At 71.2% G+C, this 22,903-nt stretch carries 22 protein-coding genes; 4 read left to right on the top strand and 18 right to left on the bottom strand.

Translation table 11 applies throughout. The features are described 5' to 3' along the window. Positions 1 to 25: 25 nt before the first annotated feature. The 8 genes from J4H92_RS00110 to J4H92_RS00075 all read right to left on the bottom strand — a co-directional run bounded on the left by J4H92_RS00110 (position 26) and on the right by J4H92_RS00075 (position 7,325). Positions 26 to 793, bottom strand: a complete 768-nt coding sequence (locus J4H92_RS00110; protein ID WP_208094998.1) for an IclR family transcriptional regulator domain-containing protein — start codon at positions 791 to 793, stop codon at positions 26 to 28. A 77-nt stretch (positions 794 to 870) separates the two neighbouring features. Then, on the bottom strand, positions 871 to 2,343 hold the full coding sequence (locus J4H92_RS00105) for an NAD-dependent succinate-semialdehyde dehydrogenase (RefSeq protein WP_208094997.1): 1,473 nt from the start codon (positions 2,341 to 2,343) through the stop codon (positions 871 to 873). Continuing rightward, positions 2,340 to 2,879 (bottom strand): formaldehyde-activating enzyme, encoded by a 540-nt coding sequence (locus J4H92_RS00100; protein WP_208094996.1) that lies wholly within the window; start codon positions 2,877 to 2,879, stop codon positions 2,340 to 2,342. Before J4H92_RS00100 ends, J4H92_RS00105 begins: the two co-directional genes overlap by 4 nt. Beyond that, positions 2,876 to 4,042 carry a zinc-binding dehydrogenase gene (locus J4H92_RS00095; RefSeq protein WP_208094995.1) on the bottom strand — a complete coding sequence of 389 codons (1,167 nt, stop codon included), beginning with the start codon at positions 4,040 to 4,042 and terminating at the stop codon, positions 2,876 to 2,878. Before J4H92_RS00095 ends, J4H92_RS00100 begins: the two co-directional genes overlap by 4 nt. Before the next feature lie 50 nt (positions 4,043 to 4,092). Next, on the bottom strand, positions 4,093 to 5,001 hold the full coding sequence (locus J4H92_RS00090) for an ABC transporter substrate-binding protein (protein WP_208094994.1): 909 nt from the start codon (positions 4,999 to 5,001) through the stop codon (positions 4,093 to 4,095). A 47-nt stretch (positions 5,002 to 5,048) separates the two neighbouring features. Continuing rightward, on the bottom strand, positions 5,049 to 5,702 hold the full coding sequence (locus J4H92_RS00085; protein ID WP_208094993.1) for an ABC transporter permease: 654 nt from the start codon (positions 5,700 to 5,702) through the stop codon (positions 5,049 to 5,051). Beyond that, on the bottom strand, positions 5,699 to 6,346 hold the full coding sequence (locus tag J4H92_RS00080; protein ID WP_208094992.1) for an ABC transporter permease: 648 nt from the start codon (positions 6,344 to 6,346) through the stop codon (positions 5,699 to 5,701). The genes J4H92_RS00085 and J4H92_RS00080 overlap by 4 nt, the downstream gene beginning before the upstream one ends. Beyond that, a complete protein-coding gene (locus tag J4H92_RS00075) occupies positions 6,333 to 7,325 on the bottom strand; it encodes an ABC transporter ATP-binding protein (RefSeq protein WP_208094991.1) in 993 nt (330 codons plus the stop codon). Before J4H92_RS00075 ends, J4H92_RS00080 begins: the two co-directional genes overlap by 14 nt. Before the next feature lie 169 nt (positions 7,326 to 7,494). On the opposite strand from J4H92_RS00075, the gene ribH reads away from it, so the two are divergent. After that, positions 7,495 to 8,022 (top strand): 6,7-dimethyl-8-ribityllumazine synthase, encoded by a 528-nt coding sequence (gene ribH, locus J4H92_RS00070; protein WP_208094990.1) that lies wholly within the window; start codon positions 7,495 to 7,497, stop codon positions 8,020 to 8,022. A gap of 9 nt (positions 8,023 to 8,031) precedes the next feature. On the opposite strand, the gene J4H92_RS00065 is transcribed toward ribH, so the two are convergent. After that, on the bottom strand, positions 8,032 to 8,682 hold the full coding sequence (locus tag J4H92_RS00065) for a GntR family transcriptional regulator (RefSeq protein WP_208094989.1): 651 nt from the start codon (positions 8,680 to 8,682) through the stop codon (positions 8,032 to 8,034). Further along, positions 8,679 to 9,704 (bottom strand): phosphotransferase, encoded by a 1,026-nt coding sequence (locus J4H92_RS00060; RefSeq protein WP_208094988.1) that lies wholly within the window; start codon positions 9,702 to 9,704, stop codon positions 8,679 to 8,681. Before J4H92_RS00060 ends, J4H92_RS00065 begins: the two co-directional genes overlap by 4 nt. A gap of 143 nt (positions 9,705 to 9,847) precedes the next feature. On the opposite strand from J4H92_RS00060, the gene J4H92_RS00055 reads away from it, so the two are divergent. Next, positions 9,848 to 11,245, top strand: coding sequence for an aspartate aminotransferase family protein (locus J4H92_RS00055; protein WP_243751825.1), 1,398 nt, complete (start codon positions 9,848 to 9,850; stop codon positions 11,243 to 11,245). 25 nt (positions 11,246 to 11,270) lie between these two features. Here the strand turns inward: J4H92_RS00055 and J4H92_RS00050 are convergent, their stop codons facing one another. The 8 genes from J4H92_RS00050 to J4H92_RS00015 form a co-directional block, all read right to left on the bottom strand. Continuing rightward, the gene (locus J4H92_RS00050; protein WP_208094987.1) at positions 11,271 to 12,368 is read right to left on the bottom strand and encodes a C45 family autoproteolytic acyltransferase/hydrolase; all 1,098 of its coding nucleotides are present in this window, start codon (positions 12,366 to 12,368) and stop codon (positions 11,271 to 11,273) included. Between the two features lie 77 nt (positions 12,369 to 12,445). Next, positions 12,446 to 13,108 (bottom strand): FMN-binding negative transcriptional regulator, encoded by a 663-nt coding sequence (locus tag J4H92_RS00045; RefSeq protein ID WP_208094986.1) that lies wholly within the window; start codon positions 13,106 to 13,108, stop codon positions 12,446 to 12,448. Positions 13,109 to 13,160: 52 nt separating this feature from the next. Then, on the bottom strand, positions 13,161 to 14,252 hold the full coding sequence (locus tag J4H92_RS00040; RefSeq protein ID WP_208094985.1) for a P1 family peptidase: 1,092 nt from the start codon (positions 14,250 to 14,252) through the stop codon (positions 13,161 to 13,163). Next, positions 14,249 to 15,049, bottom strand: coding sequence for an ABC transporter ATP-binding protein (locus J4H92_RS00035; RefSeq protein ID WP_208094984.1), 801 nt, complete (start codon positions 15,047 to 15,049; stop codon positions 14,249 to 14,251). Before J4H92_RS00035 ends, J4H92_RS00040 begins: the two co-directional genes overlap by 4 nt. Next, entirely contained in the window at positions 15,046 to 15,891 is an 846-nt protein-coding gene (locus J4H92_RS00030) for an ABC transporter ATP-binding protein (protein WP_208094983.1), read from the bottom strand. Before J4H92_RS00030 ends, J4H92_RS00035 begins: the two co-directional genes overlap by 4 nt. Next, on the bottom strand, positions 15,888 to 16,757 hold the full coding sequence (locus tag J4H92_RS00025) for an ABC transporter permease (protein WP_208094982.1): 870 nt from the start codon (positions 16,755 to 16,757) through the stop codon (positions 15,888 to 15,890). Before J4H92_RS00025 ends, J4H92_RS00030 begins: the two co-directional genes overlap by 4 nt. Beyond that, on the bottom strand, positions 16,754 to 17,725 hold the full coding sequence (locus tag J4H92_RS00020; protein ID WP_208094981.1) for an ABC transporter permease subunit: 972 nt from the start codon (positions 17,723 to 17,725) through the stop codon (positions 16,754 to 16,756). The genes J4H92_RS00025 and J4H92_RS00020 overlap by 4 nt, the downstream gene beginning before the upstream one ends. 7 nt (positions 17,726 to 17,732) lie before the next feature. Then, a complete protein-coding gene (locus tag J4H92_RS00015) occupies positions 17,733 to 19,376 on the bottom strand; it encodes an ABC transporter substrate-binding protein (RefSeq protein WP_208094980.1) in 1,644 nt (547 codons plus the stop codon). 218 nt (positions 19,377 to 19,594) lie between these two features. On the opposite strand from J4H92_RS00015, the gene J4H92_RS00010 reads away from it, so the two are divergent. Both J4H92_RS00010 and J4H92_RS00005 read left to right on the top strand, forming a co-directional pair. After that, entirely contained in the window at positions 19,595 to 20,620 is a 1,026-nt protein-coding gene (locus tag J4H92_RS00010) for a substrate-binding domain-containing protein (protein ID WP_208094979.1), read from the top strand. A gap of 185 nt (positions 20,621 to 20,805) precedes the next feature. Further along, positions 20,806 to 22,737, top strand: a complete 1,932-nt coding sequence (locus J4H92_RS00005; protein ID WP_208094978.1) for an ABC transporter transmembrane domain-containing protein — start codon at positions 20,806 to 20,808, stop codon at positions 22,735 to 22,737. Positions 22,738 to 22,903 lie beyond the last annotated feature (166 nt).

Raw genomic sequence — 22,903 nt, 5'->3', positions numbered from 1 at the left:
CACAGGTCCCGAAGACGCAGACGGTTCACGACCTCCCGACGACGCGGGGGGCGACCGGCACCGCCTCCAGTTCTCCGGTCAGTTCCAGCAGCGGCGGCACGAGCCGGGAGAGGTCATCGCCGCGCAGGCCGCTGCTCGGCAGGCAGAGCGTAACCGCGGCCATGCTGAAACCGTCGGCGTCGCGCACAGGTGCCGCGATGCAGGAGAGATTCCGTGACGATTCCTGCGACTCCGTCGCGTAGCCGGTCTCGCGCGCTCGACGAAGTTGCTCGGTGAGTTCTCCCACATCCGTGATGGTGTCCGGCGTTCGCGGTTCGAGCACCGGATGCGCGTCGAGAAAGCCCTGCAGGGTCTCCGGCGCGCTGAAGGCGAGCAGTGCTTTTCCCGAAGCGGTCGTGTGGACGGGGAGCTGACGGCCGATTCGACACCGAAGCCGCACCGGCTGCGCCGATTCGACGAACGCGATGAAGGTGACGATCCCGTTCTCATAGGTGCAGAGCTGGATGGTCTCGTCGTACTTCGACACGAACGCCTCGGCGAGCTGCATGAACTGGGCGACCAGGCGGCTGCTGCTCGGCTGAGCCGCGTAGCGGCTCAGCCGAGCTCCCAGCGAGTACCGGCGCGTCGCGGCACTGCGCGACACGGCGCCTTCGAGCTCGAGCGAGGTGAGAATGCGATGCAGCGTGGACTTCGGAAGGTCGAGCGCCGCGTTGATCTCGGCTGCCGAGAGCTCGCGCTGAGCGTCGGCCAGCTCGTCGAGCACCCGGAACGCGATCCCGATGCTCGGGGACACCGGGCGCTCTCTCGCGGAAACCCGCTCCGCACTGGACTCACTCACCTGAACTTCACCTCGCCCCACTCAGAACCACTTTACTTTCCGATGGCCACGTACTTGGTCTCGAGGTACTCCTCGATGCCCGCGTCGCCTCCCTCTCGCCCGAGTCCGGACGCCTTGATCCCGCCGAACGGAGCCGCCGCGTCGGAGACGAGTCCGCGGTTGATGCCGACCATCCCCGCCTCGAGCTCTCCCGCCGCCCAGAGCGCCCGCTCGATCCCCTGGGAGAAGACGAACGCGACCAGGCCGTAGGGAGTGTCGTTCGCCAACCGGAGAGCCTCCTCGTCCGAGGCCGCGACGGTGACAGTGGCCACCGGGCCGAAGATCTCCTCGTTGCAGATCGTGCTCTCGGGAGACACCCCGGTCAGCACGGTCGGAGGGTAGAAGCTGCCGGTGCGCGCCGGCACGGCCCCGCCGACCCGGACCGTGGCGCCCTGCGCCACGGCGCCGTCCACCAGTTCGGCGACGCGATCCCGCTGCGCACGATCGATCATGGGCCCGATATCGACTCCCTCCTCCCGCCCGTCCCCGAGACGCAACGCGCGAACGCGCTCGACGAAGGCGTCCGTGAAGCGCTCCGCGAGATCCCGGTGCACGATGATGCGGTTCGCCGCCACGCAGGACTGGCCGCCGTTCCTGAACTTCGCGATCAGGGCGCCCTCGACCGCGGCATCGACGTCGGCGTCCCCCAGCACGACGAGCGGACCGTTGCCGCCCAGCTCCATCGAGGAGCGCTGCACATGCTCCGCGGCCTGGCGCAGCAGGATCGACCCGACCGCGGTGGACCCGGTGAACGACACCTTGCGCAGCCTCGCATCGGCCATCAGCGCCGACGAGATCGCCCCCGCCCGCTCGCTCGGAAGCAGTCCGACCACGCCGGGCGGCACCCCGGCATCGCTCAGCGCCTGCACGAACAGCGCCATCGTGAGCGGCGTGAGCGCCGCCGGCTTGATGATGACGGTGCAGCCGGCCGCGAGCGCGGCGCCGACCTTGCGGGTGCCCATGGCCAGCGGGAAGTTCCACGGCGTGATCAGCAGGCTCGGACCGACCGGTTCCCGGGAGACGACGATGTTCGTCTGCCCGCTCGGGTTCTGTCCGAAGCCGCCGTTCACGTGCGCGGCCTGCTCGGAGAACCATCGCATGAACTCGTTGCCGTAGGCCACCTCGCCCAGGCTCTCGGTCACAGGCTTGCCCATCTCTGCGGTGAGCACGGCGGCGAACTGCTCGCGGCGCTCCTCGATCAGCGCGAAGGCGCGTCGGAGCAGCTCGGCGCGCTCACGGGGCGGGGTCCTCCCCCACTCCTTCTGCGCACGACTCGCGGCGTCGAGCGCTCGTATGGCGTCTTCCGGGGTGGCCGAGGCGACGTCCGCGAGATGCTCCTCGGTCGCCGGATCGAAGACGCCGAAGGTGCCCCCCGCACCCGCCGCCACCCACTCGCCGTCGAGGAACAGCCCGGTGCGGACCGCCGTGCCGTCGATCACGGCGATCATCGATTCACCCATGCTCATCGTCCCTCCTCGGCGGCGCCGTCACGCGGATCGAAGAACGGGTTGTGGATGGCGGCGATGGCAGCCACGTTCTCCTCCGCCCGATGGAGGCCCCGGATCGCGCGTTCGAGCGCCTCGTACACCGCGGTGTCGTTGCGTTCGAAGATGAGTCGCTCATCGTCCGCCGCGGGGTTCACCCACACGGCGCAGACGAGCACCGAGCCCTCCGCCTCCTCCGGCGTCAGCAATCCGTCCGCGATCGCCCGGGTCACTCCGCGTGCGACCCCGGCCTGCACGGCGCCCCAGAGGAGATTCCCGTGGAAGTCGTTCTCGATCGCGGCCTTGTTGACGATGACCGTCGGGGGCGAGACCGGTCGGTTCGGCTCGAGCACGCACATGAACGGCACGTGACCGGCCTTCGGGGAACCGAGAATGGACGACCAGGCGGCCGCCAGCGCGGTGTTGGAGCCGAGCATCACATTCGTATGCGCCGCGTTGGCGCCTCGGCTGACGAATGACTCGCCGATCCGGATCTTTCCGTCGAGCAGCTTGCTCATGCGTGGGTTCCTCCCTGGAGATGTGTGTCGTTGGTCGAGCGGGAATCGTCCGCTCGCACGGAGTCGAAGACGATCACTCCGCGATTGAGCCGCCCGGCCTCGAGGTCGTCGAACGCCTCGTTGATCTGTTCGAGCCGGTATCGCTGCGTGATCAGGCGGTCCAGCGGCAGACGCCCCTGACGGTAGAGCTCCGCGATCATCGGGACATCGCGCTGCGGTACCGACGAGCCGTACAGGCTCCCGGTGACGATCTTCTCGTCCCGCACGAGAGCGGGACCGGTGATCGACGACTGCGCGCCCGGGGCGGGCATGCCCACGCAGACGATGGTGCCGCCCTTGACGGTGGCCCGGAAGGCCGTGTCGAGAATGCCGGGCGCGCCGACGCCGTCGATCGTGAAGTCCGCGCCGAAGCCGTCGCTCAGCTCGGCCACCCGCGCCACCACGTCGTCGTCGCTCGAGAGGGTGTGCGTGGCGCCGAAGCCGAGCGCCTCCGCTCGCTTGTGCTCCGCGGGGTCGACGACGATGATCTGCGCGGCGCCCGCGACGCGCGCCCCCATGATCGCGCTCAGCCCCACCCCGCCGGCGCCGAAGATCAGCACGGTGCTCCCCGGTGTGACGCCCGCGCGGTTCACGGCTGCGCCGTACCCGGTCAAGACCGCGCATCCGATCAGCGCAGCCACCTCGAAGGGAACGCTCGGATCCACCTTGATGGCGCTGTTCTTCGGTACGACCGCGGCATCGGCGAAGGTCGACAGGAACGAGTACTGGTGGACCGCCCTCCCCTCGTGGCGGAGGCTCGTGCTGCCGTCGAGCAGCGTGCCGGCGAGCAGGTACGGGGCCGCCGCCGTGCACAGCACCGGCCGGCCGGCCCGGCAGTGACGACAGGTGTCGCAGCTCGGCATCCAGGACAGCGCGACGTGATCTCCGGGAGCGACGTGGGTCACATTCGCTCCCGTCCTCAGCACCACGCCCGAGCCCTCGTGTCCCAGCACCGCGGGCAGCGGGGACGGGATCCGGCCCGTGCGAGTGTGGGCGTCCGAGGCGCAGACCCCGCTCGCCCGGATATCGACCAGCACCTCATCCGGGCCGGGTTCCCGCAGTTCGAGTTCGGTCACCTCGAACGGGGCCTTCTGCTCGCGCAGAAGAGCACCGGTTGTCTTCATCTGATCCTTCTTCCTGTCTCTCGTCGTCGGTGGGGAGCTCGAGCCGGCCGTCAGACCAGGCCCTGCTCCTCGAGGAAGGCCTGAGCGACCCTCTCCGGATTCTGCTTGTCGCCGTCGACCTGCCAGTTCAGTTCGCGCATGGTCTCCTCGTCGAGCACCTCGCCCAGCGGCGCCAGGATCTCGGCGATGTCGGGGTGCGCGTCGAGCACCTCGCCGCGCACGATCGGGGCGACGTAGTAGGGCGGCCAGTAGCTCTGATCGTCCTCGAGTACGACGAGATCCTGCGCCGAGATCTGGCCGTCGGTCCGGAAGCAGACCCCGCCGTCGGCGTCGCCATTCGCGATCGCCTGGTAGCCCAGCCCGATCGCGTAGGCCTTCTCGGAGGCGAACTCGAGGCCGCCGTACTTCGCGCTCAGCCCGGGCAGACCGTCCTCGCGCGCGATGAACTCCTGCGTCAGCGCCATGTCGAGTTCGCCGTTGTTCGCCGCCAGGTCGGAGATCGACTGGATGCCGTGGGTCTCCGCCGCTTCCCGCGTGATCGCGAGGCACCAGGTGTTGTTGATCTCGTAGGGGTCGAGCCAGCGGATGTCCCAGCGCTCCTCGAAGCCCGTCTTCACCGCCTGGTAGACCTCGTCCGCCTCGAAGAGCGGCTCCTCCGCGAGCTGCGTGGTGAGCCCCGTTCCGGTGTACTCGGGGTAGACATCGACCTTGCCGGATTCCATGGCGGCGAAGACCACCTGGGTACCGCCGAGGTTGAGCGACTCACGGACGTCGTAGCCGCCGTTCTCCAGCAGGATCGAGAACATCTCGGCGAGCACGATGTTCTCGCTGAAGTCCTTCGAGCCGACGGTGATCGACTTCCCGCCGCCGTCACCGCCGCCGGAACAAGCTGTGAGCCCGCCGAGGGCGAGACCGGCCGCTGCGGTGAGGCCGAGCACGATTCGCAGATTCTTTCGCATTTCCTCTTCTTTCTGTTTCGTGTGAACACCAACGGCGTTGGTGGTGATTACGTCGTGCGGATGCCCCTGGGCGTCGTCGCGCGCTCCAGTCGGGCGAGCAGCTGATCGGTGGCGATCGCGATGATGGTGACCGGGATGGCGCCGACGAGCAGCATCGAGTCGTCCATCAGCGCGACGCCCTGGAGGATGGGGTCGCCGAGGCCGCCCGCGCCGATGAACGCCGCGAGCGTGGCGCTCGAGATCACGTAGACGGCGGCGGTGCGGAGGCCGCTCACGAAGACCGGCAGGGCGAGCGGGAGCTGGACCCGGGTGAAGATCTGCCGACTGCGCAGGCCGATGCCCCGTGCGGCGTCGATCGCGGCGGGGCTCACCTCGAGGATCCCGATGCGCACGTTGACCAGGATCGGCAGCACGGCGAGCGCGACGAGGGCGATGAGCGCGGTCGTGTCGCCGACGCCGAAGAACGGCAGGCAGATCGCCAGCACGGCGAGGCTCGGCACGATGCGTCCCAGGTTGGCGAGCAGCATCACGGGGATGGACAGCCAGCGGACGTAGACGGAGATCACGCCGAGCGGCACGGCGATGAGGATGGCGATGGCCACCGCGATCGCCGAGATGCGGAGGTGGGCGACGACGGTCGACCAGAAGGCGGCGGGATTCTGCAGAACGGTCTGGAACGCCTCGACGAGTGCTTCGATCATCGCTCCACCCCCATCCGCTTCTTCAGTGATCGCTCGAGCAGAGCGAGCGCCAGGTCGAAGACGACCCCGATGGCGAACACGAGGATCGTGCCCGCGAAGATCTGGGCGAAGTCGATCTGCGCGATGCCCCGGAAGATCGGGGTGCCGAGCCCTCCGGCGCCCACCCAGGCGGCGAGCGTGGCCATGCCGATGATCGAGACTCCCGCGACGCGAATGCCGCCGGCGAAATAGGGCAGCGCCAGGGGCATCCGCACCCGCCACAGCACCTGCCGGGGGTTGAGGCCGATGCCCTCGGCGGCGTCGAGCAATTCGGCGGGGGTCGAGGTCAGGCCCATCAGGACGTTGCGCATGATGACGAGCAGCGAGTAGAGCACGAGGGCGATGACGACGGTCTCTATCCCGAGCCCGGTGATGGGCACCAGGATGGCGAGCAGCGCCAGGCTCGGGATCGTGTAGAGGATCCCGGCGGTCGTGAGCGCGAAGTTCTCGATCCGGGGCCGACCGAGCAGCAGGAGGCCGAGCGGGAAGCCGATCGCGATCGACACCGCCAGCGCGACGAAGCTCATCCAGGCGTGCTCGGCGGTGAGTTCCAGCAGCGCCTCCCAGTTGTACTCGAAGTAGTCGAGCAGCTCAGCGAACGACATCGACGACCTCGGTGTTCTTGTTCGTGTTCTGAGCCACATAGCGCAGGAACTCGGAAGAGGTGATGCGTCCGAGCACGCGGTCGCCGCTCCGGATCGCGAGCACCGAGTCCGCGGCGTGCTCCGCCACCCGGAGCAGCCCCCGCCGGAGGCTGAGCGAGCCGTCGATCGACACCTCTCCGGCGGTCGGCTCGGTGGTGGGCGCGAGATCCAGGGCATCGGCGACCGTGAGCAGGTCGAGCCTGCGCAGCTTGACCTCGTCGTCGAGGAAGTCTGCGACGACGCGATGCGCGGGCGCATTGATGAGCTCGTGGGGCGTGCCCACCTGGAGCAGTTCGCCCCGGTCCATCACGGCGACCCGGTCGCCGAGGAGAAAGGCCTCCGAGATGTCGTGGGTCACGATCACGACGGTCTTCTTGAGCCGTTGCTGGAGCTCCCGCACCTCGATCTGCAACTGCTTCCGCAGGAGCGCGTCGATGGCGCCGAACGGCTCGTCCATGAGGATGAGCGGTGGATCCAGCATCAACGAGCGCGCCACTCCGGCCCGCTGCTGCTGGCCGCCCGACAGCTGACGCGGGTAGCGGTCGCGGTACACCGCGGGATCGAGTCCCACGGTATCGAGCAGTTCCTCGACGCGGGCGGCGATCTGCGGCTTCGGCTGTTTCATGAGGGACGCGACGAAGCCGATGTTCTGACCGACGGTGAGGTGCGGCATGAGTCCGACGCTCTGGATCACGTAGCCGATCTTGCGTCGCAGTTCGACCGGGTCGACCCCCGTGACCGACTCGCCGTCGATGAGGATGTCTCCCGAGGTCGGCTCGATCAGACGGTTGATCATGCGCATCGTGGTCGATTTCCCGCAGCCGCTCCCGCCGATGAGCGCGACGAACTCGCCCGTGCCGACGGAGAGCGACAGATCTCGAACTGAGTCGTGGTCCACTCCCGGATACCGCTTCGAAACGTGCTTCAGTTCGATAGACAAGAAATTCCTCCATTGGAACTCAGTTCTGTATACGGACATCTGATCATGACACGAAACCATCTCGAAACACAAGTGCCGCTCGTGACGGGTGCAGGATCGTCGCCGACGGGGGAGATCACCCTTCCGGATCCACGAGGCGGAATGTGCTTGAATTGACTCGGAGGGCATCATGAGCGGAGAAGGATCGCCGCGGCTGAGCGTCGACGCGACCGGGCTGCGGCTCGCGGTCGTCGCCGGCAACTGGCACGAGCAGGTCATGGCGGGGCTGATCCGCGGAGCGCACGAGACGATCGTGGCCTCGGGCGCGGAGCACACCCTGTTCCGGGTGGCGGGCGCGTTCGAGCTGCCCGTCGCCGCGCAGGCGGCGCTGCTCCCCGCGGGTCAGGGGGGCGGCGGCTTCGACGCCGTCGTCTGCCTGGGCGTGATCATCCGAGGCGGCACCCCGCACTTCGAGTACATCGCGAGCTCCGTCACCGACGGGCTCACCCGGGTGCAGCTCGACGCCGGACGCCCGGTGGGCTTCGGCGTGCTGACCACCGACACCGAGCAGCAGGCGCTCGATCGCGCCGGGCTCCCCGGATCGCCCGAGTCGAAGGGCGTCGAGGCCGCCGAGGCCGCTCTGCACGCGGCGGTGACGCTGCGGCGGATCCGCAGCGGCGACCCGGCGAGCGCGAAACCGGCGCCGCTCGGAGCCTGAGCGACCGCCTCAGTCCGGAGCCGAGCAGAGGCGCACCAGGCGCCGCTCGTTCTCGTCGATGTGCTCGAGCACCGCGGCCTCCGCGGCAGCGGGGTTGCGGGCGAGCACGGCGTCGTGGATGCGCCGGTGCTCCTCGATCACCCCCTCTGCGCCGATCCGGGTCTCCACCTCGTCGCGCTGCAGCAGACGGATGGCGTAGGCCATCTCGATCGCCACCTCCTCGAAGAAGCGGTCGAGACGGGGGCTGCCGACCAGGCCGATCACCGCCGCGTGGAAGCGCATGTCGGCGAGGGCGTGCTCGGCCGTGTCCTGAGCGCTGCGGGCGCTGGCGGCGAGCCGCTCGAACGCCGCGCCCGTCGCAGCGAGCCGCTCGTCCGACGCCGCGGCGCAGGCCCGCGCGCCGGCGGTCTCCAGCGAGCGGCGCACGCGGTAGAGGTCGCGGACGGCCGACTCGCCCAGGCGCCGCACCGACGCGCCCCGGTTGCGCTCGTGCGCGACGACGCCCTCCCGGTCGAGCCTGAGCAGCGCCTCGCGCACGGTGCGCCGGGAGCAGCCGAACTCGGCGGCGAGGGCGACCTCGCGCAGCGGCGCGCCCGCGCCCACCTCGAGCCGCAGGATCCGGCCCCGCAACTCGTCGGCGACGGCTTCCGGGGAGCTCATCCGCGCACCCCGGAAGCCGCCTCCGCGAGTGCGAGGAAGGCCTCGACCGAGCCGCGCGCCCGGGAGCGGGCGTAGTCCCCGCGCTCCCCGTCCCCCCGCGTCGACCAGACGGTCGAGTTCAGCGCGAGGCGCATCGCCGCGAGCGGCGCCAGCACCCGCTCCTCCGCCGGCTCGAGGGGGGCCTCGGAACTCCAGCCGCGGACGACGGAGGCGAGCGCCGCACCCGGGTCGCCCAGGTTCCTCGCGAGATAGGCCGCCGCGATCGCCGGCTCCGCGACGCGCCAGCCGACGAGCATGTCGTCGAAGTCGAGCACGGCCGCGACTCCTCCCCGCCGATCGATCAGCACGTTGGAGTCGTGGAGGTCCTGATGGACGAGTGCGAGGGGAAGCTCCCCCGCGACCGGCCGCACCAGGCGCTCGTGCAGAGCGAGCGCAGCCTCCGCGATGCGCCCGACCTCGGGGTCGTCGACCGCCGGCAGATGGGCGCGCAGCTCGGCGGCCATCGTGCGCGCGTCCCAGGTGTGGGAGACGGGAGCGGGCGGGGCCGGCATGCGCGCCAGATCTCGATGGAGGCGGCCGGCCGCGCGGCCGAGTCGTTCGCCGAAGCCCGTGGCGACGGGAGCCGCGCCGTAGGGCACCGCGTCGATCCACGCCGCGAGCTGCACCGCGATCGACGGCCGTCGACGCGCGCCCGGCGCCGACGGATCCCCGATGTCCCCGGGCTCCGGGGGCAGCCGGACGAAGGCGATCGGCTCGCCCGAGCGGTCCGGGACGAGCGGCGGCACCGGATGGCCGAGCTCGGCGAGCCGGCTGCCGATCCGCGCGCGCCAGCTCTGGAGCGGCGCCGTCTCGGGATCGCTCCGCTGGATCTTGAGGGCGAAGACGCCCGCGTCGGACTCGAGCCGGAACGTGCTCGCGTGCTCGCTGCCGAGACGGTGCGCCCGGGATCCGATGATGCCGTGGGTCTCCGCGACCGCGTGGATCGCCGCATCCGGCGTGAGCGTGAGCGTGAGCGACGGCATGTTCCTCCGGCGGGCGGATCCGCGCCTCGGATCTGGAGGCGCACCACCCGGAAAATATTGGTGATCAATATGACGAGTATACGGTAGGCTGGCATGGATTGGTCACCAATCCGGTGGCCGAGGGATCGACCGCGGAGAGACGCATGGCGAACGCACATCCGAACGGCGCCGATCGGGCGGCTCCGCCGCACCGCTCGATCATGGTGAACGCCTACGCGAGCGGCGCCCCCACGGCGCTCCCGCCCGAGTCGCAGGAGCTGCTCCGGCGGCGGGAGCGCGTGCTCGGCTCGCCCTACCGGCTCTTCTACCGGGAGCCGGTGCACCTCGTCCGCGGCTCCGGGGCGCACCTCTTCGACGCGCAGGGGAACGACTACCTCGACGCCTACAACAACGTTCCCGCCGTGGGGCACGCCAACCCGCGCGTGCAGGCGGCCGTCGGCGAGCAGCTCGGCGTGCTCAACACCCACACCAGATATCTCACCGACGACGTGGTCGACTACGCGGAGCGCCTCACGGGGCTGTTCCCCGCGCCGCTCTCGCAGGCGATCTTCGCCTGCACCGGCAGCGAAGCCGTCGACCTCGCGCTCCGGATCGCGCGCCACCGCGCCTCCGCCCCGGGGGTGATCGTCACGAGGAACGCCTACCACGGCACCACCACCGCCGCGGCCGAGATCTCTCCCAGCCTCGGCGACGGCAATCCCCTGCCGCCCTACGTCGCGCTCGTCGACGCGCCCGACTCGGTCCGCGGAGCGGGACCCGAGGCGGCGGAGCGCGAGTTCCTCGCCCAGATCTCCGCCGCGATCGAACGCCTCACCGCCCGGGGCTTCGGCTTCGCGGGCATGATCGTGGACTCGGTGCTCTCGAGCGACGGCCTGCGCCTCGAGCCGGCCGGCTTCCTGACGCGGGCGGCGCGGCTCGTCCGCGCCGCGGGCGGGCTCACCATCGCCGACGAGGTCCAGCCGGGCTTCGGGCGCACCGGCTCGTGGTGGGGCTTCCAGCGGCACACCGCCGACGCGCCCGGATTCGCTCCGGATCTGGTGGTGCTGGGCAAGCCCATGGGCAACGGCGTGCCCATCTCGGCGGTGATCGGATCGGCCGAGATCTTCGAGGCGTTCGGATCCGAGGTCCGCTACTTCAACACCTTCGGCGGCTCCGCCGCGAGCATCGCGGCCGCCGGCGCCGTGCTCGACGAGATCGCGGAGCGACGGCTCCTCGAGCACGCGGCGCGAGTCGGCTCGATCCTGCTGAGCGGCCTGCGCGACCTCGCCGCCGACTCCGAGCGCCGGGGCCGCGGCCCCCGCATCGCCGAGGTGCGGGGCGCGGGGCTCTTCCTCTCCGTCGAGTACGCGTCGGACGCGGACGGCACGCCCGACCCCGAGGCGGCGGTCCGGATGGTGGACGCCCTCCGGGAGCGCCGGATCCTGGTGAGCGCATCGGGCACCCACGAGAACGTGCTCAAGATCCGGCCGCCCCTCGTGTTCGACGACGCCGACGCCGCGCGCTTCCTCGACGGCTTCGCGGAGGCGTCAGCCGCCCGGTGAGCCTCCCCCACCGGGCGGGCGGCGCTCAGAACCGCCGCGGGCCGTGCTCCGCGAGCAGATCCGGGCTGCCGGGGTAGTAGTCCAGGCCGATGCCGACGAGGTCGAGGCTCACCGTGAGCAGCGTCGTCCACTGCTCGTGCGGCGGCTTGCTCAGATCCGGGGTGAAGCACACGGGCGCCGAGCCTCCCGACGGCCCGCACATCTCCGCCGCGCGCTCCCGCACCCCGAGACCCGTCATCGCCGCCGCGCGGGCCGTGACGTGCGCCAGTCGCTCGTAGGTGGTCCCGGCGTCGCGCGTCGCCTCCCCCTCGGTCTGCACCGGGTCGAGGAAGTGGTTCGTGTGCAGCAGCAGATGGTCGGCGTCCGGGAGCACGACGGCGACGCGCTCGGGCGAGATCTCGAGGCAGGCCGCGCGCGGGGACCCCTCCGAGGCCGAGACGACGGTCACGACCGTCGACGCGCTGACGCGCGCCGAGCGGGCGATCTCCACGGCCGCCTCGACGGAGTCGGCCTCGTCCAGGATCCGCCTGGCGATGGCGTGCACCGGGACCCCGCCGTCGGCGTGGTCGGAGGCGTGGTGCAGGATGTTGAAGTGCACGCCGATGCCGGCGTCGTTGACGCCGATCTTGCCGAGCACGCCGAGCTCCGTGAACAGTCGGACCCGATGCACCGCGCGCCGGCCGGACACCGGGGCGTCCGGCACGTAGGCGAGCATGAGACCGGCCGGGCAGAGGGCGTCGTGCCAGTCCCACGTCTGGATCGTCTCGGGCCGCGCGGGGGGCGGCGGCGCGAAGACCCAGGTGGAGCACTCGCTCTCGGGATCCGGATCGACGATGGCCAGCACCTCGGTGCGCGCGTTCAGGGCGGCGAGCTGCCAGACCTCGACGCCCGCGGCGAGCGCGGTGGCGCGCAGCTCCTCGGCCAGGCCGGGGGACCAGTCCCCGAGCGCCGCGAGGCTGCGCTGCGCCACCGCGTGGACCACGTCGTCGGCGAGCCCGCGGGAGCGGAAGAAATCGAGGTAGCGACGGACGGTGCCGCGGATCTCGGCGCCGAACGCCGAGCCGATCTCCCGGCCGCGCTCCTCGGGCGAGGTCGCGGTGCTGGCATGGGTCAGTATCTCCATGGGGTGTCTTTCTCGAGGGGTCGTCGCCCGGGAGGATCTCGGGCGCGCTGGGATGGGGTCGTGGAGCGGGGCGGGGGCTACGCGCCGCCCGGTTCGCGGAGGTGGGGGCACGTGCCGACGCGTCCCATGAGCTCCGCGACGTCGGGATGCGGGTGCTCGCCGTCGAGCAGGTCGCGCCTCACCCGCTCGTGCACCTCCTCCGGCATGTCCTGGCTGAGCTTGAACATGGCCTGCTCGCCGTCGATGTCGATGGCGAAGGCGACGACGCCGCCGATGATCCGGCGGAACAGATCGCGCGACTCCGCCATGGGCCAGGGGCGTTCCCTGCGCTCCTCGAACACCTCGACCGTGCGCTCCACGATCTCCAGGGCCGCCTCGTCGTCGAGCAGGGTGACGCGACCGGTGAGGTGCACGGCCGCGTAGTCGAGCGTCGGCGCGGCCGGCGAGAAGCGGTAGTTGGAGGGCGAGACGTAGGCGTGCGACGAGCTGAAGATCAGCAGGAGCTCGGGGTGCTCGGCGAAGTGCCGCCAGTGCGGGTTGTCCCGGCCGAGGTGCCCCCACAGCCGGGCGCCCACCAGGGACTCCCCCGGCTCCGACCCCGGCGGGAGCACCACCGGGGTGTGCGTCGCGACGGGCGCGGCGCCCGGCAACGACGTCGCCAGGATCGCGAACGGGTGATCGCGGACGAACTCGACGACCGCCCGTCCGGAGGGGGCGGGGTAGCTGGGGTAGGTATGCATGGTGACGGCTTTCTCGGACGGGGCCGGGCGGGCCCGGCCCCTCGCTGGCGGATTACTTGGCGGCCTCGAGCAGGGCGTCCCAGAGGACCTCGGAGGCCAGGGCGCCGAGCGCGGTGCTCGTCACCGACAGGCTGCCGGCGGCGGTCGCCTTGCTGACGGGCAGCTCGATCTCGTCGGTCGTGAGCGCGAAGAGGGTGTCGCCGTCCATGTCGGTGTGGAAGGGCTGGATCCCCCGGTGCATGGAGCTGTGCACCTGCTTCGCGAACTGGTTCAGCTCGGTCTCCGTGAGCTTGACATTGGTGACGACGGCGCTGATCGTGGTGTTGCCGGGGCGGGTCTCAGGCGCGAAGCCCCCGGCGAACGCCCGCTCGTAGTCGTAGAACGGGTGGCTGCGCGTGCCGGTCTCGGGGTCGTAGTTGCCGCGCACCACCGTGCCCGCACGGTCGAGGATCACGCCGACGGGGTTGGGCACGACCACCGCGAGGATCTTCACGTCGCCGATCCTGCGGAACGCGGCGCCCTGACCGGTCAGCTCGGTCCTCGCGTAGTCGACCTTGCCTGCGGAGGCGGTCATCCCAGCTCCGGCGCGGCCCTGCTCGAAGCGGCCCTCCTCGGCGAAGGAGAGCGCGGCCGCGCCCAGCGCCGCATCCGGGTAGACCGAGTTCGCGCGCGCCGAGAAGTCGTAGATGATGGCCGAGGAGACCAGCTGCAGCTCGTTGAAGCCGGTGTTGTTCGCGTGCTGGACGAGGAGGGCGTTGTTCACCCCGGCGCCGGCCTCCAGCCCGTGGATGGAGCCTCCCGCCAGGCAGATCGCATGGTTGAGGTCGTACCCGCCCGACAGTCCGACGGCGCCGCCGCGGGCGTCGACCGCCGTGCGTGCGCCGACCGGGACGTGGATCACGGTCGCGCCGGTCGGTCCCTCGTCGTAGTGCGCCGAGCCGACCCGCACGCCGGGGAAGTCGAAGCGCAGGGTCTCGCGGCCGACGCTCCGGACGGGCGCGAGGCCCGGGAAGTCGAGATTCGAAGGGCCCGAGTCGGGGTGGACGCCGGCCAATCGGGGCGCTGGATCGGCGGCGCCGGCCAGCCCGGCGGCGACCACGGAGGAGCGGTCGGGGGACGAGGCGGGACGGGGGGCGGTGGTCATAGTGTCTCCAGGAGTTGTTTCGAATAGGGATGTTGAGGTGAGGCGAAGAAGGACGCGGTGTCTCCGGTCTCGACGACCTCGCCGCGGTAGAGCACGGCGATGCGATCGGATACCCGCTGCACGGCCCCGAGATCGTGAGAGATGAACACCGCGCCGAAGCGGTGCAGCTCCTGCAGCTCGCGGATGAGCGCGAGGATCTGCATCTGCACGGAGGCGTCGAGGGCGCTCACCGCTTCGTCGAAGACGATGAGCTGCGGTTCGGTGATCAGCGCCCGCGCGACCGAGACGCGCTGCCGCTGGCCGCCCGAGAGCTCGTGCGGATAGCGGTCGGCCAGGTCGGCTCCGAGGCCGACGCGCTCCAGGATCGCGGCGACCCGCTCCCGCTGCTCGGAGCGGGAGCCTCGCGTCCCGAGCACGGCGAGCGGCTCGCGAACGGACTCGCCCACGCGCCGGCGCGGATTGAGCGACCACTGCGGGTGCTGCAGCACGGCCTGCACCCTGCCGCGCAGCGCCTTGCGCGTCGCGCGGCTCATGGGGCGGCCGAGCAGCAGCGCCTCTCCCGAGTCGGGCCGTCTCAGGCCGAGCGCGACGGCGCCCGTGGTCGATTTGCCCGAGCCCGACTCGCCCACGACGCCCAGCATCTCGCCGCCGCGCACCGCGAGGCTGACGTGCTGCATGGCGCGGAGCACGCGGCGGCGGCGTCCGATCCCGCTCGTGAAGGAGACGCTGACGTCGCGCAGCTCCAGCACGGGCGCGCCCTCGGGCGGCGGCCCGCCCTTCCGGTCCGGGGTGCTCATGTCGTCTCCGTTCCTTCGTCGGGGCCGTCCGCGGCCGGTGCTGGCGCGGACGGGAGGGCGGCGAGCAGGGTGCGCGTGTAGGGGTGGCTCGGATCCGTGAGCACCTCCGAGACGGGCCCCTCCTCGACGATGCGCCCGCGGTGCATCACGCACACCCGTTCGCACCAGCGCCGCACCGCGCCGAGGTCGTGGCTCACCCAGATGAGACTCGCGCCGGACTCCCGCGTCAGCCGCACGATGAGGTCGAGGATCTCCTCCCGCACCTGCGCGTCGAGCGATCCGGTCGGCTCGTCGGCGACGAGGATCCTCGGCTCCCTCGCCATGGCCATCGCGATCGCGATGCGCTGCGCCATCCCGCCCGAGACCTCGTGAGGGAACAGGCCGAGGGCCCGCTCGGGATCGGCGATCCGCACGCTCTCCAGGAGCGAGACGAGCGTCGCGCGATCGGTGGGGCGGCCGAGCGGGGCGATCGCCAGGTGCAGCTGGCGCCCGATCCGCATCGTCGGATCCAGCGAGGCGATCGGATCCTGCGGGATGAATCCCAGCTGTTCGCGCCGCAGGCGGCGGATGCCCGCATCGTCGAGTGCGGCGACGTCGCGCTCGAGCACGCGGACGGTGCCGGACACGAGCCGGCACGCCCGTGGCAGGAGGCGGCCGATGGCCTGGGAGAGGGTGGACTTGCCCGAGCCCGACTCGCCGACGATGGCGAGGAGCTCCCCGGGGCGCACGTCGAGCGAGACCTCGTCGAGCGCGCGCACCACGCCGCGGCGGGTGCGGTACTCGGCGGTGAGGGCGTCGATGCGCACCACCGGATCGCGGGTCGGATCAGCGGCGGCGGTCATGTGAGGCTCCTCGTCTCTCGCGGATCGAGGCGATCGCGCAGCGTGTCGCCGATGATGTTGATGGCGAGGATCGCCACCACGAGGACGATCGCGGGGGCGAAGAGCAGCCAGGGCGCGTACACCATGTACACGCCTCCCTCCTGGATGAGCAGGCCGAGCGAGGACTGCGGCAGCTGCACGCCGTAGCCGAGGAAGCTCAGGCCGCCCTCGACCAGGATGCCGACCGAGAGGGCGTAGGTGCCCTGCACGGCGATCGTGCCGCTGACGTTCGGCAGGATGTGGCGCACCAGGATCACCGGCAGGGAGACCCCGCTGATGCGAGCCGTGGTCACGAAGTCGCGCTTCGCGACGGTCATCGCGGCCACGCTCACCATCCGGGTCATGAGGGGGACGGTGACCAGCACGATGCTCGCGAGCGCCGCCGTCTGCCCCGGGCCCGCGATGGCGGCGACCAGGATCGCGAGCACGATGGAGGGGAACGAGTAGAGGACGTCGACGACGCGCATCACGACCTCGCGGAAGGCCCCGCCGAGATAGCCGGCGAGCAGCCCGAGCGCCACGCTGATGACGGCCGTGCAGAGCACCGCCACGGTCGACAGCACGAGCGTGGTGCCGACGCCCTCGAGCAGCCGCGCGAGGAGGGAGCGCCCCATGCCGTCGGTGCCGAGCGGGAACGCCGCGGAGGGCGGGCTGAGCCGCGGGCCGGCGATCGCGGTCGGATCCCCCGCGAAGGGGACGATCCGCGCCACGACGGCGACGACCGCGATGATCCCGAGCGCGACGGCGGCGGCCGTGAAGAGGCCGTCCCGCGGCGCTCGGCGCGCCCCCGGCCTGCGGCCGAGAACGGGGAGGGAGAAGGTGGTCATGCCGGTCGCCCGCCTTTCAGTTGGACGCGAGGATCGATCACCGTGGTCAGGAGGTCGAGCACGAGGCTGACCAGCACGAAGACCGTCGCCGTGAAGAGCACGGCGGCCTGGACCACCGCGAAGTCGCGGCGGTCGAGTCCGGTGACCATGAACGAGCCGAGGCCCGGGATGTTGAAGAGGGTCTCGACGATCACCGCGCCGCCGAGCAGGTAGGCGGTGATGGTGCCGAGGAGGGTGAGGACCGGCACGCCGGAGTTGCGCAGCACGTGATGGCGGACGATGTGCCAGGGCGTCTCGCCCCGGCCCACCGCCGCGCCGATGTGGGGCTCGACGAGCACGTTCATCACCGCGTCCCGCGTGGTCCGCGCCGTGGCGGCGACGCAGAACACCGTGAGCACGAAGGCGGGGAGGATGAGCGCCTGGAAGGTCGCGCCGAAGCTCTCCCCGACCCGCGAGAACCCGCCGACCTGCAGCCCGAGGGCGAAGCGCGAGAACACGTAGATGACGATGCTGCCGAGCACGAACTCGGGCACGCTGACGCCGAGGCTCGACACCACGCGCGCGACCGCCCCGCCGCTCCGCCGGACCGACCGCACGCCGGCCCAGATGCCCAGCGGAAGCCCGATGAGCAGGGTGGCCGTGATCGCCATCGCCGTGAGCAGCGCCGTCACCGGGATCCGCTGGACGAGCTCGGCCGCGACGGGGTTCTGCGTGACCAGGGAGATGCCCAGATCGCCCTGCAGCAGCCGTCCGATCCACGCGAAGTACTGCACGAACACGGGTTGGTCCAGGCCGTAGGCCTCCGCCAGCGCGGCCCGCTCGGCGTCGGTGGCGAGCGGGCCGAGGATGATGTCCTCGAAGCCGCCCGGCATGAGTCGGACGGCGACGAAGATGATCACCGACACGCCGAAGAGGGTGAGCAGGGCGCTGAGGACGCGCCCCGCCGACCATCGAAGCGTCGAACGCACGATCGGGCTACTTTCCGAGCGGTGCGAAGTCGCCGATATAGCGGAGGAAGTCTCCGTACCCCTCGTTCGACGAGATCGTCGGGCTCAGCGTCTCCGTGTGGTAGCCGATGAGCGAGGGCCGGTGGACGAGCGGCACGATCTCGGAGTACTCGTCGGCCGTGCGGCAGAGCTCGGCGAGCGTCTCGGCCCGCGCGGCCGGGTCGCTCTCGGACGCGCCCTGCGCGATGAGCTCGTTCAGGTCGTCGTGACCGCCGGTGAATCCTGTGTTGAAGCCCGCGATCTCGGGGTTCCACCACCGGGTGACCATGGAGGGATCGCCGTACCCGGCGAACCAGCCGAGCGCCAGGTCGAAGTCGCCCGGCTGCGTCGTGAAGACCCGGGAGGTGAAGGTCGCCGTGTCGTACTGCTCGATCTCGACCGTCACGCCGATCTCGGCGAGCTGCTGCTGGATGAGCTGCGCCATCTGGGCGAGCACGGGCTCCTCGGTGTAGAGGAGCAGGCTGAGCGTCCGGTCGTCGAATCCGCCGTCGGCGAGCAGCTGCCCGGCCTCCTCGGCGGAGAGCTGGCGGGACGGCAGCGCGTCCACCTCGCACGCTCCCGGCAGGTTCGACGGCGTCACCCCGGTCGGGCTGCTCTCGCCGGCCAGCACGATGTCCGCCACGGCCTGCCGGTCCACCGCGGCGTTGATGGCGAAGCGGACGTCCTGGTCCTGCAGCGGGGAACCGGGCTGCTGCGAGTTGACGATGAGGTAGTAGAAGTCGGTCTGCGTCTGATTGACCACGCGGGCCGCCGGGCTGTCCGAGAGCAGCGTCAGCGAGTCGACGTTGTTGAAGTTGACCAGATCGGCGCTGCCCTCGCGCAGCGCCGCCTGACGCGTCGACTCCTGCCCCACGATCTGCAGCGTCAGATCGGTGACGCGGAGGCTGTCGGCCTCGCGCCACTCCGGATTGGCGGCGAAGGTCCAGGACTCGTCCTGCCGATGCTCCACGACCGTGTAGGGACCGGTGCCGAGCATCTCGGTGGCGAGATCCACCTCGCCGGCGTCGATCTCCTCGATGGGGAGCACGGCCGCCGGGGTGTTGGCGAGCGACGCGAGGAAGGGCACGTAGGGCTCGGAGAGCTTCACCGTGACCGTGGTGTCGTCGGTGGCCTCGATCGATTCGATCGGGCCGAGCTGCCCGACCCACACGCCGCCGCTCTCCGTCAGCCGCTCCAGGCTCTCGGCGACGTCCTCGGTGGTCACGCCGCGGCCGTTCGAGAAGGAGGCGGAGGTGTCGATGGTGAAGACGTAGGTCAGCTCGTCCGGCTGCTCCCACGAGGAGGCGAGCCCGGGCTGGATCTCGAAGTTCTCGTCGACCGAGACGAGGGTCTCGTAGACGAGTCCGAGGATCATCCACGACCGGGCGGTCTGCGCGGTCTGCGGGTCGAGGCCGTTCGCCTCGGCGGTGTCGTAGTCGACCTGGATCGTGGCGGAGCCGGTGCTGTCGCCGGCCTCGGCGACGGTCAGGAACCCGGGCGCGGCCTCCTCCTGGGGTGCGGGTCCGGCGGGCCCGCCGGACCCGCACGCGACGAGAGTGCCCGTGAGGGCGAGGGCGAGTGCTGCGGTGGCGATCGCGCGCGTGCGCAATCGAAGGCGGGACGGACGATACATGGACGGCTCCTCTGCGTTGAGTGGGCGACCAAGAGGTCGCTGCGGGCATCCCGGGTCCGCGAGCGCAGCGATGCGGTCTCGGATGATTCCCGGCGATGGGCTCAAATGCTACAGAGGTAAAACGTTTTATGTGCGGCGTAACCCATCTGTAATACTTCGTTCTTCCCCTGGCTATACTGAGGGCGTCTCGATCGACATCGGTGCGCGGGAGGTGGCGGGTGGCCATACGGCGGGGCATCACGATCCACGACGTGGCGCGGCGCGCGGGCGTGTCGACCACCACGGTGTCCCACGCGCTCAACGAGAAGGGCACGATCTCGGAGCGCACCAGGGAGAGGGTCAAGAGCGTCGCGGCCGACCTGGGCTACCAGGCCGATGCCCTCGCCCGCGGACTGCGCAGCTCGCGGATGGGCGTGATCGGCCTCGTGCTCCGCCCGCTCGACGCCCTCGGCAGCTATGCGCCGAGCGGCGTGGACTACTTCCTCCGCTTCGCCGGCGCCGCAGCCGGGCGCGCGCTCGACCTCGGGCTCGGCCTCATGCAGGTCGGAGACCTCACCAAGCGGCCCATCACGCCGCTCGCGTTCTCGCTCGACGGCTACATCGTCATGGACCCGATGGACGACGACCCGGTCATCGGCCTGCTCCAGAAGTACGAGATGCCCTTCGTCACCCTCGGGCGCGACGTGCGACGGCCCGAGGCGAACAACTGGGTCGCGTCGGACGACCGGCGATCGGTGCGCACCTCGCTCTCCCACCTCCACGAGCGCGGAGCGCGCTCCATCGCCTTCGTCGCGGGCGTCGACGGGAACTCGTGGAACCGCGACGGCGAGGAGGTGTACCTCGGCTGGTGCGCGGAGCACGGCGTGGCGCCGCGGCTGCTGCACATCCCGGAGAGCGACGGCGAGGCCGGGGGGCGCCGGGCCGCCCGGCAGCTGCTCGAGGAGGGCCTGCCCGACGGCGTGCACTGCATGACCGGTCGGCACGCCGCCGGCCTGCAGGCCGAGCTTCGCGAGCACGGGGTGACGACGCCCGAGCATCTGCTGCTCGTCGCCGGTTCGGACGCCGAGCCCTCCCGCGCCGGCACGCCGCCCATCACGGGCTTCGACCTGAACCCGGAGCGGCTCGCCCAGGCGACGGTCAACCTGCTCGACGCGACGATCCGCGGCGAGGCCCCGCCCGCGAGAACCCTGCTGGGTTCCCGCTTCATCGTCCGCGCGTCCACGGGCGGCGAGCGCGGCGCCTGAGCCCTCCCGCGGCGGCCAACCGCCCAGCGCGAGACCGGCGCGGCCCGTCGCGCGAGCGCGCATCCGCCGGGGAGCGCGCGGTGGCGGACCTGCGCTCACATCGTCCGCTCACGCAGGCCACGGTCCGACGCTCGACGACTCGAGCCCTGAGCTTCGGCGCAGGCCCGGCCGATAGAGTGTCGGGCGTGGGAGACACCGAGCGAGACGACGCGCCGCGGTCCGATTCCGCGGGATCGGCCGCATCGCACGGGCCCCGGGCATCGCTCCGGCAGCTCGTGCCCTATCTCTTCGAACAGCGCGGCCCGCTGGTGCTGGCGCTCGCCCTCGGCATCGTCGGGGCGGGAACCTCGCTCGTGCAGCCCCTGCTGCTCGGGCAGGTGATCGACCGGGTGCAGGTGAGCGAGCCGCTCGGAGCCCTGCTCTGGATCCTCAGCGCGCTCGTGATCGCCGACGCCCTGCTCTCGGGCTTCCAGCACTACGTGCTGCAGCGGATGGGCGAGGGCGTGGTGCTCTCGAGCCGCCGCAGCCTGATCGGCCGGATCCTGCACCTGCCCATCGGCGAGTTCGACCGGCGGCGCACCGGAGATCTGGTGTCACGCGTCGGCAGCGACACCACGCTGCTGCGCGCGGTGCTGACTCAGGGCATGGTGGAGGCGATCAGCGGTCTGCTCGTCTTCGTCGGCGCCCTCGTCGGGATGCTGGTGATCGATCCGGTGCTGTTCGGGATCACCTTCGGCGTGGTCGCGATCGCCCTGGTCGTGGTGGTGGTGGTCTCCGCGCGGATCCGGCCCGCCGTGACGCGCGCGCAGGAGAAGGTCGGCGATCTGGCCGCCCAGGTCGAGCGCTCGATCTCCTCGATCCGCACGATTCGCGCGGCCGGGGCCGCCGAGCGCGAGCAGCGCGCGACGGAGGCGGAGGCGGAGGAGGCCTACCGGCTCGGACTGAAGGTGGCGAGGATCTCGGCGCTCATCGTGCCGGTCTCGTTCCTCGCCCTGCAGCTCTCGTTCCTGGTGGTGCTGGGTCTCGGCGGCTACCGCGTCGCGACCGGTGCGATCGGCATCTCGCAGCTCGTCATGTTCATCGTCTTCCTGTTCCTGATGGTGGCGCCCCTCGGCCAGGCCTTCGGAGCGATCGCCGCCGTCAATCAGGCGCTGGGGGCGCTCGGACGGATCCAGGAGCTCGCCGCGATCCCCACCGAGACGGAGCGGGATCCGGAGCTCGCACCCGGCGGCCGGCTGGTTCCCCTGGCCGAGGCCCGGATCCCCGATGCCCCGGCGATCCGCTTCTCCGGCGTGTCGTTCGCCTACCGATCGGCGGCCCCGGAACGGCTCGACGCCCGCGAGCTCGTGCGCAGCGGTGGTCGCGGTTCCGCGCGCGACGCCGAGGCCGCGCCGCGCCGCATCATCGAGACGCCGGTGCTGCACGAGGTCGGCTTCGACGTGGCGCGCGGCACCCGCGTGGCCCTCGTCGGCCCCTCCGGCGCCGGCAAGTCGACGATCCTCGGTCTGATCGAGCGCTTCTACGACCCGGATGACGGCGTCGTCTCGCTGCACGGGGCGGACCTGCGATCCCTCGATCGGCGCGAGCTGCGGGCGCAGCTCGGGTATGTGGAGCAGGATGCGCCGGTCCTCGCCGGCACCGTGCGCGAGAACCTGCGGCTCGGCGCTCCCGAGGCGAGCGATGCCGAGTGCGAGCGCGTGCTGCGCGCGGTGAACCTCGCCTCGCTCGTGGAACGCGCCGCCTCCTCCGCGAGCCTCGACAGCGGGCTCGACGCCCAGGTCGGCGAGCGCGGCATCCTGCTCTCGGGCGGCGAGAAGCAGCGCCTGGCGATCGCCCGGGCGCTGCTGACGGCGCCGCCGATCCTGCTGCTCGACGAGTCGACGGCGAGCCTCGACGGGGTGAACGAGCGGCTCATGCGCGACGCGCTCGACTCGGTCGCGACCGGGCGCACCCTGCTGGTCATCGCGCACCGGCTCTCGACCGTGGTCGACAGCGACCGGATCATCGTGCTGGACGAGGGCCGCGTGGTCGGCGAGGGCAGGCATGACGAGCTCGTCGCCTCGGTGCCGCTCTACCGCGAGCTGGCGCAGCACCAGCTGCTCGTCCCGGAGGGGTGACCGACCGAGCCGCGGTCCGCCCGGCACGTCGACGGCGCGCGTCTCTAGACCCGCATCTTCCAGACTGATCTTCATGCCGCTTAGGTGCGTCTCCCCAGCCTCCAAGCTGGCCTCGACCACGTTCAGGAATCCTGATGGATAATCATGATTCCTGAGGGTTCTGCGG

The sequence above is a fragment of the Leucobacter weissii genome, assembly GCF_017565745.1.
Classification (GTDB): Bacteria; Actinomycetota; Actinomycetes; order Actinomycetales; family Microbacteriaceae; genus Leucobacter; species Leucobacter weissii.
The sequence above is the reverse complement of the archived record's forward strand: the minus strand, read 5'-3'. Positions and strand labels throughout refer to the sequence as shown.

Coding starts and splice junctions, on each gene's coding strand:
- J4H92_RS00105 (WP_208094997.1), bottom strand. CDS start 2,343: ATGAGCATGGGTGAATCGATGATCGCCGTGATCGACGGCACGGCGGTC.
- J4H92_RS00100 (WP_208094996.1), bottom strand. CDS start 2,879: ATGAGCAAGCTGCTCGACGGAAAGATCCGGATCGGCGAGTCATTCGTC.
- J4H92_RS00095 (WP_208094995.1), bottom strand. CDS start 4,042: ATGAAGACAACCGGTGCTCTTCTGCGCGAGCAGAAGGCCCCGTTCGAG.
- J4H92_RS00090 (WP_208094994.1), bottom strand. CDS start 5,001: ATGCGAAAGAATCTGCGAATCGTGCTCGGCCTCACCGCAGCGGCCGGT.
- J4H92_RS00085 (WP_208094993.1), bottom strand. CDS start 5,702: ATGATCGAAGCACTCGTCGAGGCGTTCCAGACCGTTCTGCAGAATCCC.
- J4H92_RS00080 (WP_208094992.1), bottom strand. CDS start 6,346: ATGTCGTTCGCTGAGCTGCTCGACTACTTCGAGTACAACTGGGAGGCG.
- ribH (WP_208094990.1), top strand. CDS start 7,495: ATGAGCGGAGAAGGATCGCCGCGGCTGAGCGTCGACGCGACCGGGCTG.
- J4H92_RS00065 (WP_208094989.1), bottom strand. CDS start 8,682: ATGAGCTCCCCGGAAGCCGTCGCCGACGAGTTGCGGGGCCGGATCCTG.
- J4H92_RS00060 (WP_208094988.1), bottom strand. CDS start 9,704: ATGCCGTCGCTCACGCTCACGCTCACGCCGGATGCGGCGATCCACGCG.
- J4H92_RS00055 (WP_243751825.1), top strand. CDS start 9,848: ATGGCGAACGCACATCCGAACGGCGCCGATCGGGCGGCTCCGCCGCAC.
- J4H92_RS00050 (WP_208094987.1), bottom strand. CDS start 12,368: ATGGAGATACTGACCCATGCCAGCACCGCGACCTCGCCCGAGGAGCGC.
- J4H92_RS00045 (WP_208094986.1), bottom strand. CDS start 13,108: ATGCATACCTACCCCAGCTACCCCGCCCCCTCCGGACGGGCGGTCGTC.
- J4H92_RS00040 (WP_208094985.1), bottom strand. CDS start 14,252: ATGACCACCGCCCCCCGTCCCGCCTCGTCCCCCGACCGCTCCTCCGTG.
- J4H92_RS00035 (WP_208094984.1), bottom strand. CDS start 15,049: ATGAGCACCCCGGACCGGAAGGGCGGGCCGCCGCCCGAGGGCGCGCCC.
- J4H92_RS00030 (WP_208094983.1), bottom strand. CDS start 15,891: ATGACCGCCGCCGCTGATCCGACCCGCGATCCGGTGGTGCGCATCGAC.
- J4H92_RS00025 (WP_208094982.1), bottom strand. CDS start 16,757: ATGACCACCTTCTCCCTCCCCGTTCTCGGCCGCAGGCCGGGGGCGCGC.
- J4H92_RS00015 (WP_208094980.1), bottom strand. CDS start 19,376: ATGTATCGTCCGTCCCGCCTTCGATTGCGCACGCGCGCGATCGCCACC.